The 19,449-nt window shown below is 35.1% G+C and carries 14 protein-coding genes; 11 read left to right on the plus strand and 3 right to left on the minus strand.

All coding sequences use genetic code 11. The features are described from left to right. Window positions 1-134: 134 nt before the first annotated feature. From ACETMN_RS21835 to ACETMN_RS21845, 3 genes are all read right to left on the minus strand, one after another. Window positions 135-383 (minus strand): hypothetical protein, encoded by a 249-nt coding sequence (locus tag ACETMN_RS21835; RefSeq protein ID WP_411735128.1) that lies wholly within the window; start codon window positions 381-383, stop codon window positions 135-137. A gap of 1,470 nt (window positions 384-1,853) precedes the next feature. Beyond that, window positions 1,854-5,072, minus strand: a complete 3,219-nt coding sequence (locus ACETMN_RS21840; RefSeq protein WP_091011975.1) for an AAA family ATPase — start codon at window positions 5,070-5,072, stop codon at window positions 1,854-1,856. After that, window positions 5,069-6,109, minus strand: coding sequence for a tyrosine-type recombinase/integrase (locus ACETMN_RS21845; RefSeq protein ID WP_179198370.1), 1,041 nt, complete (start codon window positions 6,107-6,109; stop codon window positions 5,069-5,071). The genes ACETMN_RS21840 and ACETMN_RS21845 overlap by 4 nt, the downstream gene beginning before the upstream one ends. A 358-nt stretch (window positions 6,110-6,467) precedes the next feature. On the opposite strand from ACETMN_RS21845, the gene ACETMN_RS21850 reads away from it, so the two are divergent. The 11 genes from ACETMN_RS21850 (at window position 6,468) to ACETMN_RS21900 (ending at window position 19,401) form a co-directional block, all read left to right on the plus strand. Further along, the gene (locus ACETMN_RS21850) at window positions 6,468-9,062 is read left to right on the plus strand and encodes an RNA dependent RNA polymerase (protein ID WP_411735129.1); all 2,595 of its coding nucleotides are present in this window, start codon (window positions 6,468-6,470) and stop codon (window positions 9,060-9,062) included. Window positions 9,063-9,226: 164 nt separating this feature from the next. Beyond that, window positions 9,227-9,499, plus strand: a complete 273-nt coding sequence (locus tag ACETMN_RS21855) for an HU family DNA-binding protein (protein WP_411735130.1) — start codon at window positions 9,227-9,229, stop codon at window positions 9,497-9,499. Window positions 9,500-9,781: 282 nt separating this feature from the next. Next, window positions 9,782-10,585 carry an HNH endonuclease gene (locus ACETMN_RS21860; protein ID WP_091014485.1) on the plus strand — a complete coding sequence of 268 codons (804 nt, stop codon included), beginning with the start codon at window positions 9,782-9,784 and terminating at the stop codon, window positions 10,583-10,585. Between the two features lie 22 nt (window positions 10,586-10,607). Then, window positions 10,608-10,790, plus strand: coding sequence for a YonK family protein (locus tag ACETMN_RS21865; protein ID WP_091014487.1), 183 nt, complete (start codon window positions 10,608-10,610; stop codon window positions 10,788-10,790). Window positions 10,791-10,794: 4 nt separating this feature from the next. Beyond that, entirely contained in the window at window positions 10,795-12,009 is a 1,215-nt protein-coding gene (locus tag ACETMN_RS21870) for a hypothetical protein (RefSeq protein WP_091014489.1), read from the plus strand. Window positions 12,010-12,197: 188 nt separating this feature from the next. Then, window positions 12,198-13,076 carry a hypothetical protein gene (locus ACETMN_RS21875; RefSeq protein WP_411735131.1) on the plus strand — a complete coding sequence of 293 codons (879 nt, stop codon included), beginning with the start codon at window positions 12,198-12,200 and terminating at the stop codon, window positions 13,074-13,076. Next, window positions 13,073-14,854 (plus strand): terminase large subunit domain-containing protein, encoded by a 1,782-nt coding sequence (locus ACETMN_RS21880; RefSeq protein WP_091014492.1) that lies wholly within the window; start codon window positions 13,073-13,075, stop codon window positions 14,852-14,854. The genes ACETMN_RS21875 and ACETMN_RS21880 overlap by 4 nt, the downstream gene beginning before the upstream one ends. Window positions 14,855-14,862: 8 nt before the next feature. After that, entirely contained in the window at window positions 14,863-16,392 is a 1,530-nt protein-coding gene (locus tag ACETMN_RS21885) for a hypothetical protein (RefSeq protein ID WP_179198438.1), read from the plus strand. A gap of 104 nt (window positions 16,393-16,496) precedes the next feature. Beyond that, window positions 16,497-17,900: a hypothetical protein gene (locus ACETMN_RS21890; protein ID WP_179198439.1), complete on the plus strand. Its 1,404-nt coding sequence runs from the start codon at window positions 16,497-16,499 to the stop codon at window positions 17,898-17,900. Between the two features lie 26 nt (window positions 17,901-17,926). Further along, window positions 17,927-18,379 carry a hypothetical protein gene (locus ACETMN_RS21895; RefSeq protein ID WP_091014497.1) on the plus strand — a complete coding sequence of 151 codons (453 nt, stop codon included), beginning with the start codon at window positions 17,927-17,929 and terminating at the stop codon, window positions 18,377-18,379. 29 nt (window positions 18,380-18,408) lie between these two features. Next, window positions 18,409-19,401, plus strand: a complete 993-nt coding sequence (locus ACETMN_RS21900) for a hypothetical protein (protein ID WP_091014499.1) — start codon at window positions 18,409-18,411, stop codon at window positions 19,399-19,401. The last annotated feature ends 48 nt before the right edge of the window (window positions 19,402-19,449 follow it).

A 19,449-nucleotide genomic window follows, 5' to 3' on the forward strand; every position in this document is an offset into this window, starting at 1 on the left:
TAATTGTGATGCTAGTTCATCCTTTCAGTTTGAAATGATAGTTATATATGTAAAACTCTAATAATAGAGTGAAAGTGTGAATATAAATAATATTAAACTAATGTACATATTTATTCCTAAAGGAGAAACGATAATCATTTCTCTTTGATAATATTGATTAGTTTAACCGTATACTCTTCTAAGAATAGTTTAATCTGTTCCTGTGCAACCTCTTCACTGGTAATTGATCCATGTTTATATGCTTCCATAACACCCATTAAATCATCAATAGAATAGTCTACTGCTTTAGTGTATGCATCCTGTTTATCTGGTGCTACTACACTACTAATCAATGACTCTTTGAATTGTTTATCTTTGTTGTGTGCATCGTTAAAGCTACTCATATATGTTACCTCCTCATTTAATGTGTTGGCTAGTGAGTTGCCATATGTAATCATATTGTATTATACCCCAATCGTATGTGATTTAAATAGGTGAATCAGTAGTCACAGTTAGAACACCGTGACTACCTTGATATATGTATTGCTTATGATAAGACTAACTACTGCATGTCTCCTATTGTAACCTTGTACCTTATACTTGTATCTCTTCCTCCCTTCATCCCATTCAGATGTAATTGTCTTAGGATGTCGTAGTATGAATAGTAACCTTTCAAAAGTGAAATTCCTATCAGGCTGATTAAGTCTGAGTTCAGCGTGTGATGATAACTTGATGTGTCCTTGTGTCGCTAAATGTGGTATGAGTGTAAGTAATGTATCATCAGATAGTGGCTCTGGTATGGACATGTTGTTCACCCCCTGTATCAACCTTGTAAGATAATTATATCATATTTCTATGTATTTGTACATATTTTAATTCTTAAATACGATAATGAGATTCCATATTGACTATCAAGTTTATGAAAATTGGAAAGGTAAATCTGAAAGGAAAATTAAATATTGAAATTAAATTTAGGGTTCAAAACTTTTGAGTTGAAAATTGAAATAAGAATAATGTAGAGTGTGGTAGTGTAATGGTGTAGTGTATGTGATAATATGCGAAAGTCAGAGGTGAGATAGATAGCATAAATGTGAGCATGTGGAGCGAATTGATAAGTTGAGAGTGATGAATGTGTAGATAGATGATGATATATATAATGAACAACAATTAGATAGTGTACAATTTAATTTGATATAAGTCATGATATATGCAAAGGCTGTTACCCAGCGATTATATTATACCCCCATAGGGTATATGGTGTGTGAGGTAAATTTTTCAGAATTTTTGAACATTTTAAATATTTTTTTGAGAATTAGCTTGACAATTTAGCACCTAACCAGATCAGTTGAATGAGTGCCCTTAGATACTCCAAATACCACACAATATATCTTGTGTAGTATCTAGTAAGGGTATGGGGGCTATTTTAAATCCAAAATCGAGTCATAATTGGAAAATAGTGGCCTAGCACTTCCACTTCCACACCATGATTTAATATTCATCCCCTCCCATTTTATTTCCATTTATTTGTAATACTTTTGTAACTTTTTACTCTATTTTCATCAAATATCAATCACAATCTCAATCGTAACTAATCCCTTTTCCTCTACTCCCATCTAACTTTATAAATTTATTACATTACTGTAACCATCACATATCATCTCATATTCTATCCTTTTTCACCCTATTTCCCTTGATACGTATAGGCTTTTGCGATACACATCACTGATCAACATACCCCCTAACAACATTTCTCTCATTTTCCCTTGGTATATCTATCTTTCACAATACAACAACTCAATTCACGATTACCCTTTAATCGTAAAACAAAAAAAGTCTACCGGATATATTCATCCAATAGACTTCGTTTCACTTATTTAATTTTTTTCTTGCAACAGTCTACACAAATGTGTATTTCTTCTCTTACTTTCTACTTTTCTTATGGCAAAGTTTAATGTCTCTGCCTGAGTTAAGAATATACACCTAGATACACTCCTAGTTATTGCTGTATAAATTAAGTTGGCACTTATCTGAAACTTATTGGATCTATCAACTACTATTAACGTTGCTTCGCTAGAACTTCCTTGACTCTTATGTATTGTTAATGCCCAAGCAGATAATAATTGAGCTGCTAAACCTATGTCTAATCTAACAAGTTGATCATCAAATTGAATTATAATTCCTTTTTTTTCACTCTCCGCTAATTCATCGTCACCATTCCTTTTATCATCTTCCGTCTTTATATCGATTACTTTTCCTGAATCTCCATTTACTACATCTATTCCTTCTTCAGACATATTCGCTATCTGGTACATATTGACCGTGTTGAGGATGTAGTCTCCAACTCTAATTAATCCATCGTATCCATATTCATGCTGTTTCTTTGTTGAATCAAATGGATTGACTTGCTCTTGTATGTACTTATTTAGTTCTATGGTTCCTAACTTCCCTTTCTTAGTTGGAGACAGTACCATAATATCTTCAGGCTTATATGTATTCAGTAACAAATTATAATAGTGTTTATATCCCTTTTCAATCTGTACCTGATCAACACAGTGCAGTAAAAAGTCCTTTCCAAACAACTGCTTACCTTCAAAATCATTTCCTACGATCTGCTTGCCTTCTCTTATCTTAGTTGCAACATCAAGGATGCCTCCATCCCCTTGTCTAAAAACAATGTCCAACTTCGTCATTGGAATTACTCCGCTTTCAATAGCATCGTGCAGAAAATTTCCTGCCTGTACGGATAGTAACTGAAAATCATCACCTACAAATAGCACTCTAGTATTTGGATTCTTAATTTTTGATAGTAGTGAGGATAAGATAAAGACATCAGTCATACCGGATTCGTCAATAATTACAAAGTCTTCGTGAATCTCTAGCATCATCTCTTCTTCTTTGTCCATACCAAAACCAATTCTCCTATGTATAGTTTGAGCATTTACTCCCGTATAGGTGCGAGTAACTTTTGCTGCTTTTGCAGACGGAGATAGTAATACATATGTTAGTCCTAATTTATTTAGTAAGTCTACAAGAAACTTTTGTAAATATGATTTTCCGCAGTTTCCTGTAACAGCAATTCTACCTTCTCTTCGCATTATCCACATGCCAGATGGAACCGTAAAACAATACTTCAATCCATCTAACGTTCTATATTCTTTAAACTCAGTCTTAGTATTTCTGGATCTAGATATTAACGATACTTCACTTTTCCCTTGCGATATATTTACGATATATTCTTTAGATCTTCTGTAGTATTTATCTATTCCATTTTTTGAACATTTATATTCTTCTCCAGACCTATCATTAATTGCAATAGTCGATCTTTTACCTATAGAAGAAAATACAAATTGAACAAAATCAGCAGACTCTTTTTCTGTGGTGCTGAACCTTTCTCTACCATTAATGCTATTCCCGTCCCAGTGTAAAACTTCGTCTGCTATTACCTTTATTTGATTCTCATTACAATTGTACCAAAATGAATCAAATTTCTTTGCTTTCATTGGTGCATAGAACGTATATGAGGAGAAACCATCATTTCTATTTTTAACTTTATGGTCAACTTTACATTCATTTAGAATTTGAACTAGTCTATCTTTTTTTCTTTGTTTTTTTATATTTATTCTACATCTATTTGTGTTGATTCCTTTGACGAAATTGCCATCTGCAATAATTGCCACCATCAATCTTATTTCTTCATCTTTTAAATTGATCCCGCATCCCGAATATCTAAACGTCGTCATAAATCTACCATTAAAGCCACATTCATTTATCTCATGTCTACGTTTTAACTCCTTGAATTCTATATTGGCTAGATTTCCTTTGCTTGTATTATAGACAACGTTGTGCTCATCGGAAAGGCACTGGTTTATACTGCCTCTATCTGTTTTTATTAAAGTCAATTTTTCCTCTGGTAGCACTATGTATTTTGAAGGATATACTAATTCTGACGATCCGTCATCATTATATTGTAAAACTCTATCTCCATGTCTAAAGTCACAAATTCTCTTCCATCCATACCCGTCAAAAAATTCTGTATCCTTATCTACACATCCAGCGTATCCTACCAGAAGATTGACAGGGTTATTTTTGATATCATAAAAGAATTTTTTTTGTTGATTCGTAAATTTCGTTTTATATTTCTTCTCTATCTCATCAATATACTTCTCAGGATCAAAATCTAATTCCTTACTGCTACTTAATATTTCAAATAATCGTTTGGCTATGTGTTTTTCAGCATTGTAGGTTCTAGTTAATGAAACTTTGTCATCAATAAACACTAATCCATCAGTATCGTTTAGATAATCTTCGACTACTACCTCAGTGAGTTCAAGTTTCTCAGAAGCATTACGCAGCAACTCATCTCTTAACATATAAGTGTGCCCTTGTTGTTGGTTGTCATCAATTGTAAATCTAATCCCATACTTGATTCTATGTGGATCGTCTTTCTTAAAGCCCATTAACTGTGCAATCTTATCTGCTCGTTTAAATCCAAATCCAGATAATTGAGTTAATTCGTAAGGATTTTCTTCGATCTTCTGAATTGCTAATTCTTTCGAGCCAAAAGTTTTCTCAAGTTTTAAAATGATATCATAGGTGATGCCGTATTTTCCTAATCGACTTAATATGTCACGATAAGCGATATTTTCAAGAATCCTATCTCTAATCCTTTTGTAAGTCTTTGATCCGAACTGTTTAACTTTCTCATATTCAAATTTATCGTCAATAATCAATTTTACAATATCCTCGTTTGGATACGTTTTATACACTTCTTTAAGTTGTAGCTCCGTCATTAAAGTAGCAAGGAAGGCTTTTTGTCCCTCCATAGTTTCAGGAACTTCTTGATAAATGGACAGTACGCTATAACTAGCGCCGTACTTTGCATCTACTTTCTCAAGCTCAATTTGTGCTTCGTATTCGACCCCCAATTCCAAACGCTGCATTACGCCTTTGATGCTAAGATTCCCATACGAGTTCAAAAGTACATTCGGACTATTTGCGTGACAGGAGTATATCCTAAAATCATTTTTGTTATCCGCTTCTTTTCTTGGAAACATCATCTTTTCTGGTGTTAACTTCAGCTCTATTATACTCAATTAATCGCCTCTCCTTTGTTTTTGATTGTTTCTTGTGCGTCTCTTTTCATTTGGGTCAGCACTCCATGGTTTTGTTGCATAATCAATTCGATAAGTTCTTCTTTTGAAAGCTTTTCTAGTATAGAATCTTCAATTTTTTCTTCCATTCTTAAGCTAATGCTATTAGAGCGGTCTTCGTTAACGTGTCTATAATAGGTTTCAGTTGTTGAGACATTCGTGTGATTAAGATGTTTTTTGGCTTCTTCCAATGTTCCAAATCCAGCAGCTACATTCCTTAGACTGTGAAACTTAACATTTCTTTCAGGAGAAATCCCCATCTGTTCTTTCAAGTTGTCCATCATAACCTGAATCGTTTTGGTTGAAAGATGAAAAATTTTATCATCGCCATACCTACCGTAGTATTTTTGATTCTTTATAAGTAATAACTCACTGTATAATTCTTTGGAGATTGGAACAGTGTGCTTTTTGCCACCCTTCCCAACAGTGTGAATATTATAATATCCTCTATTATCATCTAATTTAATATCGGAGTAGCAGATTGACAATAATGTACTTTTGCGGAAACTTGCTGTGTAAGCTAATCGGACGAAAGCTGCCTTTTCAATGCCTTTAACTTTTTCTTCTCGTAGTAATGAAGCGATCTTTTCTGCTTCATTGTAATATAAAGCTCCACTTCGCTCTGAGTCATCTGGTAGAACCTTTACTTTAGCAAATTTCGAATTGACGTCATATTCATTTATCTCAAGGAATTCATAAAAACTTTGTACGGCTGCCATAATGTTGTTTATTGAGTTATTTGAGTAATCAATAGGGTGCTCTTTTAGATATATCTGATAACCAATTAAATCTGCATTTCTAATTTTCATATCCTCTCTCACTAGCATTTCAATTTCTTTACCTTTATACCACATGTAAAAGCTTCTTAATGAGCGTTCGTAATTTTTCTGAGTGTGAACACTGTTGAATTTTTTCAAATATGTTCTCATATCATCAAATACTGAGTTATTATGTAGCCCCACTACATTTACGGTTTGCATTTGTATCCCCTCCATATATCTAATTATACACTACTTTTTTTAAAGAGTAAATATATGTATTGACAATAGTTTATATCCGGATTAATATGAGTACATGGTGATGAACACCAAATATAAAACATACATAGAGGAGCAGCAATTTGAAAAACAAACACAATAAAGGAAATCACTCAACTATCACTTGGGAGGATCGATACTATGATGGATTTGAAGTAGATACATATGAAACGAAGATGGTGTCAGATTGGATGCGAGATGGAATAAATGATTGTGTTGAATACATAGATGTTTTGGATAATGAATATTTCTGGTATAAGAGTATTACAAACAAATAATACATATAGTAAAGGATGTTTGAATGGCACTGGATAAGCAAGTATACATATATAGCGTTGATACGAGCGCCTTCTTTACATTAAAAGAAAGATTATTGCGAAAAGAAATCAACCGAGCAAAACAGAACAACGAAAAAGACAAGGTTAAGGAATTAGAAACTAGTTTTCGAGCAGTTATAGATTCAAACGTTAATCTAAAGCGAAACTTAAACCCAAATAGTTTGTCTATCAATAACAAAGTATCTCTTTTTGAGTCTTCACTCACTCGTACACTTGGTTTAGTAGAAAATCAGACATACGAAGACGTAATTATTGTCGAAACTCATTACTACAGTGTGTTTGACAGTCTAGTGGAAAATGGATTCACTCTAAACGGTGAGGAGTATGTTCCGTTTACTGCGTCTGCTGGACAAATCAGAACTAAGAAAACCGTCTTTATGAAAAAGGAAACTTGGGAAAAAGTCAAGCTCACCCTAATGTGTGGGCTTACTGAAGAGCGAATCAATAATCACTATGACATTGGCAAAAGCAACAAAAGGCTATATGGTGTTAGCATTAATAAATACTTGGCCTACTTAGCATTATGTTCGAGCGCAACTGATCTATGGGGTAAATTCAATATTGATCGCTCAATCGTTGTGGAAGATTTTGAAACTTCAATTAATACTACCGTTGATTTCGTCGATGATGTCAACTATACCGTCCGTCGAAGAAAGATGGATGTGCCAGTTTGCCACACAGATGGCTGCGGAATGATTTTACCCAAGAAGAGCAAGAAAGCCTTTATGGTTCGTCTACCGTGGGTTAAAGGCTTACTCGTCCCCTTCCCTTTTGATAAATTTGTGGGGGAGCACAATAGAATTGTAACTGATATATACGGTAAGAAACACGACATTATTAAAGATAAGATAGAAGTTATTTTCACTAAGTCTCAGTTTAAGATGTGGAAATACTATCAAAGTTGGGATGAGTATAAGTCACTCTACAAGAAGCATAACTGTCATGCTAGTGTAACTAATACAGAAGAAGACGAATTAAGCTCTGCTCGACTTTGTTATCAAATGTTGCAAACACTAACTCTAATTTCCGAAGAAGAGTTAAACCAACTTGTATCGGCTACTCGTAATGACATCCAAGAAACAGTAAGCAACCCTGACGAAATGCTCAATCTGTTAGGGGCAACAAAGGGAAAGTTCGAAGATAAGAACAATCTACAGCAATCATTATACATATATCCCGAGCTCTTATTAGATCCTCACGTAAAAACTAAACTTAAGGAAGCCAAGGCTAGTTTAATGAGGAAAGTATATACGGGAAAAATCAAAGTCGATGGATGCTATACTTTCATTGCCCCTGATCTGTATGCATTTTGTGAGTATTTGTTTAATGGGAATAAAAATCCAATTGGTTTACTGTTAGATGGCGAAGTTTCATGCGTTTCAATTCCAGATAAAGATAAAGTCGATTGTTTGAGAAGTCCGCATCTTTATAAGGAACATGCTATCAGATCTAATGTAGTTGATGATGTAACCCGAGAGTGGTTTGTTAGTAAAAGCGTTCATACATCTATTCACGACCCTATCAGCAAAATCCTAATGTTTGATTGTGACGGAGATAAAGTGACAGTAAGTAACGATAAAACATTAGTAAAAGTAGCTGAAAGGAATATGGAGGGCATTGTACCGCTCTACTATGATATGAAGAAAGCCCCAGCAGAGAAGATCAGTCGAAATAGTATCAAGAAAAATTTAAAAAGAGCTTTTAGCGGAAATATTGGAATCATCAGCAACGATATTACAAAGTTGTGGAACAGCGATTCAGTAGATGTAGATCTAGTTAAAATCAGAACAATGGAAAATAATTTTGAGATTGATGCAGCGAAAACAAATTACAAGCCAGTTCGACCAAAACATATCAAGACTATGTTTAAGCCATTTAATAAAATGAAGATGCCCCACTTCTTTACTTACGAAAAATATAGACTTAAGCCACAAGACAGAAAAAATAAGAAAGCAAAAAGAATTACTGAATCTTGGAGCAACACAACAACGGTTAATAGGCTGAAAAATATGTTTCCAGATGTTCGAATAAGATTTAAATCAGTCTCTGATGTGTATGAGTTTGATTATAGAGCTTTAATGAGCCAGAGCAGAGATAAAGATGAGACATATGATGCAGTGTTAAACAAGTATAGAGAGTTAAATGACACTAAGTGGATGATTTCATCGAGGCAGAAAAGTGGTGATATAAATAACACTGACCACCTCCCCGTTTATATGTACATAAGAAATGAATTGTTACAAATACATAGCGATCCCTATTTTGTTACTGATGTTTTAATCGAGTATCTCTATAATGGTTCAAACTCTGGATACAAAACAACATTATGGTCAAGTTTCGGAGATATAATTGTAGATAATCTCAAAAAAAATCTTATCTCAAGAATAAAGCTATGTGAAAGATGCAATACCGTAGTTGATAATAATAGAAATAAAAGTAACAACTCTAAGAAATACTGTGAAGTCTGTGGAAAAATCGTGGACAATGAGAAGAAAAAAGAGAGAAATTTAACTTATAGGAATAAAAATAATAAAAAGTCGGAAACGAAAATTGATTAAAAAATAAAAACCCTTGGTGCGTAAGGGTTTCAATAAAATTGAGTGTATTTTAGATAGGTGTTTTAGGGGAGGTATGCTAATTCACGGCTTAATGACAAGTAACAGAAGTTTCAAATGGCATACTTTCACCACAACAAATAAACAATTACAAGGGAGATTTATAAATGAATAAAACAGTATTGGTAAATGCAGTATCAGAGTCAACAGGATTAACTAAAAAGGACACAGAGCAAGTAATTAATGAAACGCTAAGTACTATCACAGCAACACTCGCAAAAGGCGAGAAAGTTCAACTATTTGGTTTTGGTAATTTTGAGGTTCGTGATCGTGCGGCGCGCAAAGGACGGAATCCGCAGACTGGAGAAGAAATGGATATTCCTGCTAGCAAAGCTCCTGCCTTCAAGCCAAGTCAGACACTTAAAAATATTTTCAAGTAAATATATACCCAAATAACCGTTACGAAAGCAGTTCTGGTGGGGTAGACTCCCACCCTTTCTTATATTTAAGAAAGGTCAAAATGGTGGACTTATATTTATAATATTGAATATGTAAAAGAAGAATTCAGAAAAAGAAACTGCTTACTAGTCTCAGATGAATACAAAAATAATAAACAATCTTTGTTTTATAATTGTAATCTTCATCTCACAGAGCTTTATAAGATAAATTTTGATAGATTACTTAGAGACCCTGTTACACCCTGTATTCAATGTAGAATTTCAATGAGATACGAAGCCAAGCTTAGTAAGTTCAGGCTACTGTTTGAAGAAAAAGATTATGTAATCACAAAAGATGAATCCGCCAGTATGAATTTAACTTATAACACTATTATTCACTTTAAATGCAACAAGCATCCGGAATGCAGTGTTCAGAAAACAACCTATGAGCTATTGAAGTACTCAAATGTCGGATGCAAAGAGTGTACGAGAGAAAGAAAAGGTAACGCAAAAAGAAGAGACTACTCAACAATTAAAAAGAAATTCACTGACAAAGGATACGATTTGTTAGAAGTTGCTTACAAGAATGATAAAACAAAAATGAAGTATGTCTGTTTAAGGCATCCAGATAAAATCCAGCTCACCAATGTAGGCAACCTCCATTATCGCAAACACAATTGCATATTCTGTTACAGTGAAAGTGTATCAAAGGAAAACTCATCTAATTGGTCTGGAGGGGTTACTTCTGAAGATGCTCTTTTCAGGAATAGTTTGCATTATAAATTATGGAGAAAAGAAGTATTTTCAAGAGATAATTATATCTGCCAATCTTGCTTAAAAAAAGGTGGCAGTTTGAATGCACACCACATAGAAAATTATTCATCAAACCCAGATAAAAGAACGGATATAAACAATGGAATAACTCTATGCGAAAAATGCCACAGTGTCAATTTTGAGGGTAGCTTTCACAATACATATGGAACTTGGAATAATTCGAAAAAACAATTAATTCGCTTTATAGAGAAAAAACGAATGCATCTTAAGTTATCAAAAAAATTACCAGATGTACTGAAATTAGAAATTCAATAAAATAATTCGGGGGCAGTATAATATGGCAAAGCGAAATAATTCTATTAAATTTAAGGGTTTTCTGAACACAGAAACTATGGAAATCACCGAAGAAGATAAAAATGGATTTAAAACGTATGACCTATTGAGTGAACTTAAATTCTATGATGGTAAAAATGTAACACTTTCTATCAATGAAGATCTTCCAGTTCAGCCAAAGGAGTGAATTGATGACTCCTACAACAGCAAAAAGAAGCGTAAATGAAACTATTACAGACTATCATATTCGTCTAGGTGACAATCTGGAATTGTATGGATTGAATTGGACCCAAGCTGCTACTTTGCTAAATCAAGAGTCAGAGGAAGAATATACAGAATCGAGATGGCGTAAAAAATATGCTTCTTATGTCGAATGGAAGCCAATTATTCTTGAGAAATATGCAACAACTGAAGTGGTTGATGAGGTTCAGGATGCCACTATTGAATTAAAGAAAGAGCGAGTCAAACTTCAAACTGAAAAGATTGAGTACAGCAAGATGATTCGTGAGCAAGGTAGAGCGGATCTGCTTGAAGAAAAGATTGTAGAAGCAGTAATTAATCGTCCAACTATACATATTCCAAATATTCATATCAAAAAGAATAACGCAAAACGTGACTTCCTCTTCCCTATTGCGGACATGCATGACGGCGTATCATTCAAACTGTTTGGATGGGAAGGTGAACTTCTCAACGAATACAGCCCAGAGATTCTAGAGAAACGTATGTGGAAGTTGCTTGAAGAGTTTGTATCCATTAACGATGATCATAAGATTAACCATGTCACACTTCCCAACTTAGGCGATAGTATTGATGGCATTCTTCGTATGAGTCAGTTAATGAGCCTAAAAATGGGAGTCACTGATTCGGCAATCCATTTTGCTGAATTTATGAGTCAATGGTTAAATGAATTATCTAAATATTGTTTAGTTGACTACTACTCAATCTTTGGCAATCATGATCAGCTTAGACTCCTGTCAGGCAAAAGAGATGAATTCCCACATGAAAATGCTCAAAAGTGGATTACTAAGTTGATTTCAGCAAATCTAAAGGATAATAAGAATGTTTCAGTAACTAACTGCAATGAATTCATGTATCTAGACATCCTTGGTACAAAAATTTTAGGGGTTCATGGAGAGAACGAAAAGAGCCTAGAAAATAGCATCAAAGATTATTCATTAACATATAACAAGCCAATTCATCTTTTGCTCAGTGGGCATTTGCATCACTCACATGAGAAAACTATTGGTATGAGTGGCATGAGAGATATTGAATACGTACAATCCCCTTCTATTATAGGTATTGATGACTATTCACTAAAACTCAAAAAGACATCAAATGCCGGAGCTAAAGTGATGGTACTTGAAGAAGACAAAGGGCGTACGCTCACCTATAACATTAGATTGTAATTGCAAAGAATACATAAATCGACTACCTGATTAAGTATAGAATCGGGTTTTTTCTTATTTATTTTTACATGGGGAGATCCTGCCATAAGGTTCTTTAAACCGGACGCTCCCTCCTACCCCATGGTTTTTTTTATTAAGGAGCATGTTTAGGAAGGTGATGCAGAATTACTGCTTCAAAGAATATAAAATTGAAATGTTTAAAGTGTAATGAGTTAAAAATGCCAACCACTTTCTATGTAAACACGAATCCGCTGTTCTCCACTGATAAGATTCAAATATGTAAGAAATGTATATCTGATCACATTGGATCAAAAGAGTCAAATGGTTATGAGGATAGGATTAAATCTGTACTAGCAATTATGGATAAGCCCTTCATTTACGATGCATGGGCGAGTAGCGATAAAGATTGGAGTAAGTACATCCCTCAAATCTCATCGTTGTCACACTACAAAGGAAAGACATTTTCCGATAGTGTCTTTAATTCAACGCCAGAATATAGTGCTTCTGATGATTTGAATGAATACTCAGAAGCACAGGTTACTCTAAACGATGATGAAAAAAATAAATATGTCTCTTTTTGGGGAAAAGGATATGAAATTGATGACTACTTATATTTGGAAAATGAGTACGAAACACTCTTAAGCTCATATGAGTGTGACTCTTATGCTCAAGAGATGCTTTTTCAAGAAATAGCTCATGAAAAATTATCCATTAGAAAAGCAAGAGAAGCTAACAAACCCACAGAAAAGCTACTTAAAACACTACAAGAACTACTTGGTTCGTCTAATATCAAACCAGTTCAAGAAACTGGAGCAAACGCAACAGAACAGGCGACCTTTGGAACACTGATTAAAAAGTATGAGAATGAGAGACCAGTTCCTGAACCAGATCCTATGTGGGCCGATGTTGACGGTATCAAAAAATATGTGCAAATTTGGTTTTTAGGTCACTTATGCAGAATGCTAGGAATTAACAATGAATATGCACAGATGTATGAAGATGAGATTTCAAAATACAAGGTCGACGCACCCGAATATGTCGAAGATGATGACGCGGTGAATTCATGAGTGGTCATAAAAACTTCCAAGTGAAAAGAAACAAATCCACTAAAGGAAACAACTTGTTCGAAAAGGGAAGAAATTACAACAAGCATTCTGACAATTTAACTAAATCAGACAGATTGAACCAAGGTATTGGCATATGGGCAAGTTTTTATCGAGCAAATCCACAAAGATTTGTAAAAGAATATTTAGGAATCAATTTGAAGATGTTTCAGATGATCCTAATTTTCATGATGAACTTGTCTCATTATTTTATGTACCTTGCTAGTCGTGGACAAGGAAAGACATTTTTGACCTCAATATATTGCTGTGTTAGAGCCATTCTTTATCCTGAGACTAAAATAATTATAGCATCAGGAACTAAAGGTCAGGCAAGAGAAGTCATAGAAAAGATTGATGATCTGAGGAAAAACTCTTCTAACTTAGCTAGGGAAATATCAGATTTATCCACCTCGGCAAATGATCCAAAAGTTGAGTTTCATAATGGCAGTTGGATAAAGGTTGTTGCTTCAAATGACGGCGCTCGAAGTAAGCGCGCGAATCTTCTGATAGCAGACGAGTTTCGTATGATTGATCTAGATATCATAAATAAAGTTCTCCGTAAGTTCCTCACTGCTCCTCGTCAACCCAAGTATCTTAATAAGCCTGAATACGCACATCTGCAAGAGAGAAACAAAGAAGTTTACCTCTCCTCCTGTTGGTACACCGTTCACTGGTCTTGGGCAAAATTAAAGTCATTTTATAAATCCATGGTATCAGGCAAAAGTTATTTTGTTTGCGGTCTGCCCTATCAATTGGCAATTAAAGAGAGCTTATTGATGGAAGATCAAGTTAAAGATGAAATGTCAGAAGAGGATTTCGATGCTACAGCATTTTTCATGGAAATGGAATGCATGTTCTTCGGGGAATCCGAAAAGGCATTCTTTAAATATGAAGACTTAAATAAAAATCGTAGACTTAACAAACCCCTATATCCTAGAGAATATTACGGTCTGATTAAAGATAAAACATTCCAATATGAAACTAAAAAACTTGGGGAAATCAGATTGGTCAGTTGCGACATTGCGGGTATGGCTGGGAAAGAAAATGACAGTAGTGTTTACACCATTTTTAGATTAGTTCCAAGTGCAAAAGGTTTTGATCGCCATATTATTTACATGGAAAGTATTTCTGGGGGACATACCACCACTCAGGCAGTTAGGATCAGACAATTATTTAATGATTTTGACTGTGACTATCTTGTTTTAGATACACAAAATATGGGACTTGGTATTTATGATTCATTGGTTCAACCTCTCTTTGATCAAGATAGAAATATAGAGTACGATCCATGGAACTGTATTAATGATGAGAAGATGGCAGAGAGATGTACTTATCCTACTGCTCCAAAGGTTATATACAGTATAAAGGGTAATCAAGTATTTAACAGTCAGTGCGCCATCTTACTTAGAGATGGTCTTAAAAAAGGCAAAGTTAAACTCTTGCTTAACGATATGGAAGGCAGAGAATATCTTAAGAAACTAAAAGGCTACTCTGATCTCTCAGTAGAATTGCAAGTAAAATATGAGATGCCATTCAACCAGACCACTCTATTGATTAACGAAATGATCAATCTAGAAGGTGAGATCACAGATAATGGACTCGTCAGACTTAGAGAACCAAAGACGAAAAGAAAAGATAGATATAGCTCAGTTACATACGGAAATTATATCGCAACGGAACTAGAGAGAAGTCTATTTAGAGAAACGAACAATGATGATCATCATTTCTTTATCTATGGTTAAGTTACGTTTTGAACAGAGAGTGGGTGAAAAAAATAACTGATAATCACAATGGGTTAGTAGACAGTAGTTATTTCGAGCTATCTTCTTTTCATGATTTCTTATCGCAATACAGTCAGCAAAGCGCTGTAATCGATGTCAACTTGAAAGATCTTTATTTATGGCTCAGGAATCCGCTACAGCATCGAAAAAATCTTATTAAGTTGAGTAGGTACTATTACAACAAAGAAGGTATTGTAACTGATATTTACGATCTTTTCAAAACCCTTCCTGTTTTAAACTACTCGGTAAACTTAAATAATGAGGCAATGGCCTTTAAAAAGAATAAAACTCAGATAAATGGATTCATTAAGAAGATAAACGTCAAGAAACTTGCCAGAGATACTTTATTTACGCAGATCGTTGAGGGTGTTTGTGTCTGGTACAACCGAGGGAATAAATACATACAGTTTTTAGAGACTGACCAAATATGCATTGAATATATGGTTAATGGTCGTTGGCAAGTGCTTTATGACTTAGAATACTTGTCTAGTTATAAGCTCAACGAAGGGCTTGCGCAACAAATAAATGCAGCACCCGACGAGGTCACAACTAGAAAATACTTAGACTATAAGGCTGGTAAAGGTGAACGTTACGTACCTCTTGATATTCACAAAACTCAAGTGTTTAAACTTCGCGGCTCAAGGAATGAACCTTACAGTATCCCCTACTGCATTCCTGCTGTGGCAAGTATTCTCCATAGAGATTTATTGGAGAAGACTGAAAAGGCACTTGCTGATCGAGTTACCAACCAAATCATCATTCAGAAAATCGGAACCATTCCCAGTCAAGATGGAAAAACTCAACTTCCTGTGTCAAAAGATGCTACTCAAGGTTATCATAATAACCTTAAAAATCTTGTTCAGAAAAAACACGATCATCACTCTCCAGATAGCTCCTCTACTGCTCCCCTCACAGTCCCTTCATTTATCAACATAGAAGAACTTAAGGTCAATATGAACACCTTCCCAAAAGAGGTGTGGGAAAGAATTGAAAGAGACATTTATAAAAAATTAGGTTATTCAATGTCACTTAACATGGGCGGCGCTAATGGCCAAAGCTTTGGTTCATCTTCAATTAATGTAGAAAAAATCTACTCCACTATCTTCTACATGTTAGAGGACATTGAAGAAGCTTTGAACTTCTACATGGAGCAGATAGCAACTAATGATAACTTGAACCCTTCTATTCGATTCAGCCGCGCGACGATTTTAGATAAGGAGACTGGCTTCAAACAGGCAGAATCCCTATATCTTAAAGGCCGTGGCAGCCTAAAAGACTATGTTGAATCAGCCGGATATAATTTCGATCACTGGCTTGCTCAGGTTAGGTATGAAAATGAAGTTCTGAAACTTGACGAACTCCCTGTTCATGCTACCAGTTTCACTCAAAGTGGAGATGGTTCACCTTCTGGCAGAAAGAGTGAAAACAAGTCAACTGATGAGTCGGACAAAAACAATAACAGTAATGCAAATGAAAGTCCATTTCCAAGCAACACCTAGGTGAATATTAACTGGTTAAGGAGGTGATAAAAATAAATCAAGAGAAAGTTATCTCCCTAAAATCTAAAAATCTAGAACTGAACAGTACCTCAAATGACGTGTATATGGAACTAAGTATGTGTATCCTGACTGACCAACCCAATCTAAACAACCTGAAGTTTAACGAGAGTTACATTAAGGGTGTAGTTGCGAATAAAGACAGATTTATAGGTATACCTTTAGTTGTCAATCGTACAAAACTTGAGAATGGATTTTTTGCAAGCCTTAATCACGAACTAGATAAACATACAAGTGTACTTAAAACTGACACGATAGGTACTTTTGTTGATTTCCGTGAAGAAACGGACGCCGAAGGTGCTTTAAAACTTATGGGTGATGTAAGAATACTTAAACGATACCCTACTGTTTGCGAATCAATTATCACCCTATATGAATCAGGCGATCTAGAGTTTAGTTGTGAAGCAATGGTGTATGGATATGAATCTATCGATGATGATACGGGTATTCGAAATGTGGACTACGAATTTGAAGGTAAGGTAAACTCCTTGTTTGGTTCCTGTATTGTATCAGAACCAGCAGAGGTAAAATCGAAACCAACTCTGTTGGTAGCACAGGCTCTAGAAAAAGATTTGGGAGAAGAAATAAAGATGACTAAAACAGATATTGGATTTAACAAAGATATTGAAATTTCATACCATGGAAAACTGGAGCTCTCGTCGCTAAAATTCTCTGATGTTTCAAATCAAATCTACAACATCCTTAATCCTATCAATCCTCGAAGTAATTATCGTTCGTACAACTACTATATTCAGGAAATGTACATTGATCACGTAATTGTTGAAGATGAAGATGATTACAAAGTTCTTTTTAAGATCAACTATAAGATTGAGAACGATATTGTTATTCTGGACGACAAGGAAAATTGGATTGAGGGCTATAAAGGATTTATCCCAAAAGGTGTGAATGTAGAAGAACTAATTGAAGCAAGAGAAAAAGAAGAATCAGAGGCAGCGACAATCACGACTGAACTAAATGCAAGACATAAGGAGGAAACTGAGAAAATGGAAGAAGAAGTAAAAGAACTAAACAGTAAGATCGAAGAGCTAGATAAACAAGTCAAAGAACTCAATAGTGCTCTAGTTGGCAAACAAGAAGAGATTCAGAGTCTTGAGGAAAGCAAAAAAGAGTTGAACTCTAAGATTGAAGAATTGGAACCATATAAATCTAAAGTTGAAACAGCAGAAAAAGAACGGCAAATTAATGAACTGCAAAGCAAATATCAAAAAGTACTTACTGAAGAGTCAATGCAGTCTGAAGAAGTAGTGCAAGCAATTAATGAACTAAACTCTAGCAAACTAGACGCTATTGTGGTTGCACAGATTTTGAGTAAGTCTTCTAAAGATGAAGCAGAAGATCAAAAAGAAGAAACTGTAATTGTTACTGCTTCAAAACAGCAAGACCTTATCCCTCAATCAGCAAAAGAACGTCTTTACGCACCACGAAACTAATTTTTAATTACTAGGAGGATTTATAAATGTCCGCAATTATTAATCAATCAACAGATAATACATATATCGGAAATCTCAAATCAACTGTACCAACAGCTAACGGTGTATTCGTAACACCAAATTATGGCACACAATCGGCAACACCCGTGGTGGACGCTACTGCTGGTGATAAAGCTGGGCTATTGATGGTTTACAACCAAAACACACACATTGACCAAGAACTTGTAGCTGATGCCGATTTCGTTGTTCCTGCCAACAAATTTCTACGGCTTAAGTCTTTCCTTCCAAGTAACGCTTTTACCACTGACCAAATCAATGGCGATATCGCCACATTCAATGTAAATGATATTGTGGCGGTTGGCGCAGGCGGAAAACTAGAGGCGATTGGATCTCGTACCCCAGCAATTACTTTTGTCGTAAAAGATAAAACAACTCTATATGGTAAGCCAGCTCTTAAAGTTCAAGTAGTAACTGTTTAATAATACATAATTCGGAGGAATAAAAATACATGTCCAATATTAACAAAAGATCAGCAATTATCGAAACAATGTCCAAAGCAACCACTAATAAAAAATATAATGAGATGGATTACGAGGATTCTGTTAAGTTAATCAAGGAATTGGCCTCAAACCCAAACCCGATGAACCTATATGAACTCAACCAAATTGTTGCTTACTCTGTAGATACTATTTTGGACACCAGACTTAAGTACATTGAAATGATTGCCGAAGTTAAGCGAACAGATTTCAATGAACGTCCAAAATTCAAAACAAAAACAGAAGGAATTAAAGCTTACTGGCAGGCAATTGGCGGTACTGCGGATCGCTCTAAAGTAGGACATAAATATTCTGGGTTGGATATTGAAGAGCTGTCTGCAATGCCAGTTGCTGAGTGGGCTGAAATTGCTGCTGGTCGATATGATTTTGTAGAATTGCTTCGTGACACAGCAAATGAATTTGAAATCAAAGCAGCTCAAAAAGTACAAAGCACTCTGTATGCTGGTTATGAAGGTCTTGCTGCTCCAATCTATGCTTCAGGTAACGGTGTTATTGCAAATGCGTTCGATCCATTGCTTACTGCTATGCAACGCTTTGGTGGTCGAGCTGCAATCATTGGTGACTACGAAGCTTTGCAAAAACTTCCTAATTTGACTTCTATTCAAGGTCGCACCAGTGACAACATTATCGATGAAGTAAACTCCAATGGTTTGATTGGTACATATAAAGGAGCTCCAGTTATCAAATTGGATAATCCTTATGTTGGATTCCAAGGATATGAGACTGCACTAGATAAAGGATTGATCTATATCGTTCCAGCAGCATCTGATGACCTGAAAACTCTTAAAGTTCAATTTGCTGGTGATGTTGTACCTATGCAAGAACAAACAATTAAGGATCGTTCTTATACAATGCGCTTTGACAAACATATGGGAGCGGGATTGGTTGATGCGGGTCGTCACACTTTGGCAATCTACAAAGACGAGACTCTCTCCACTCTTTAATAGTAAATAGAAATATATAATACATAAACGAGGGAATAGAGATGTTCC

Source organism: Paenibacillus sp. M2, from assembly GCF_046713495.1.
GTDB lineage: Bacteria > Bacillota > Bacilli > Paenibacillales > Paenibacillaceae > Paenibacillus > Paenibacillus amylolyticus_B.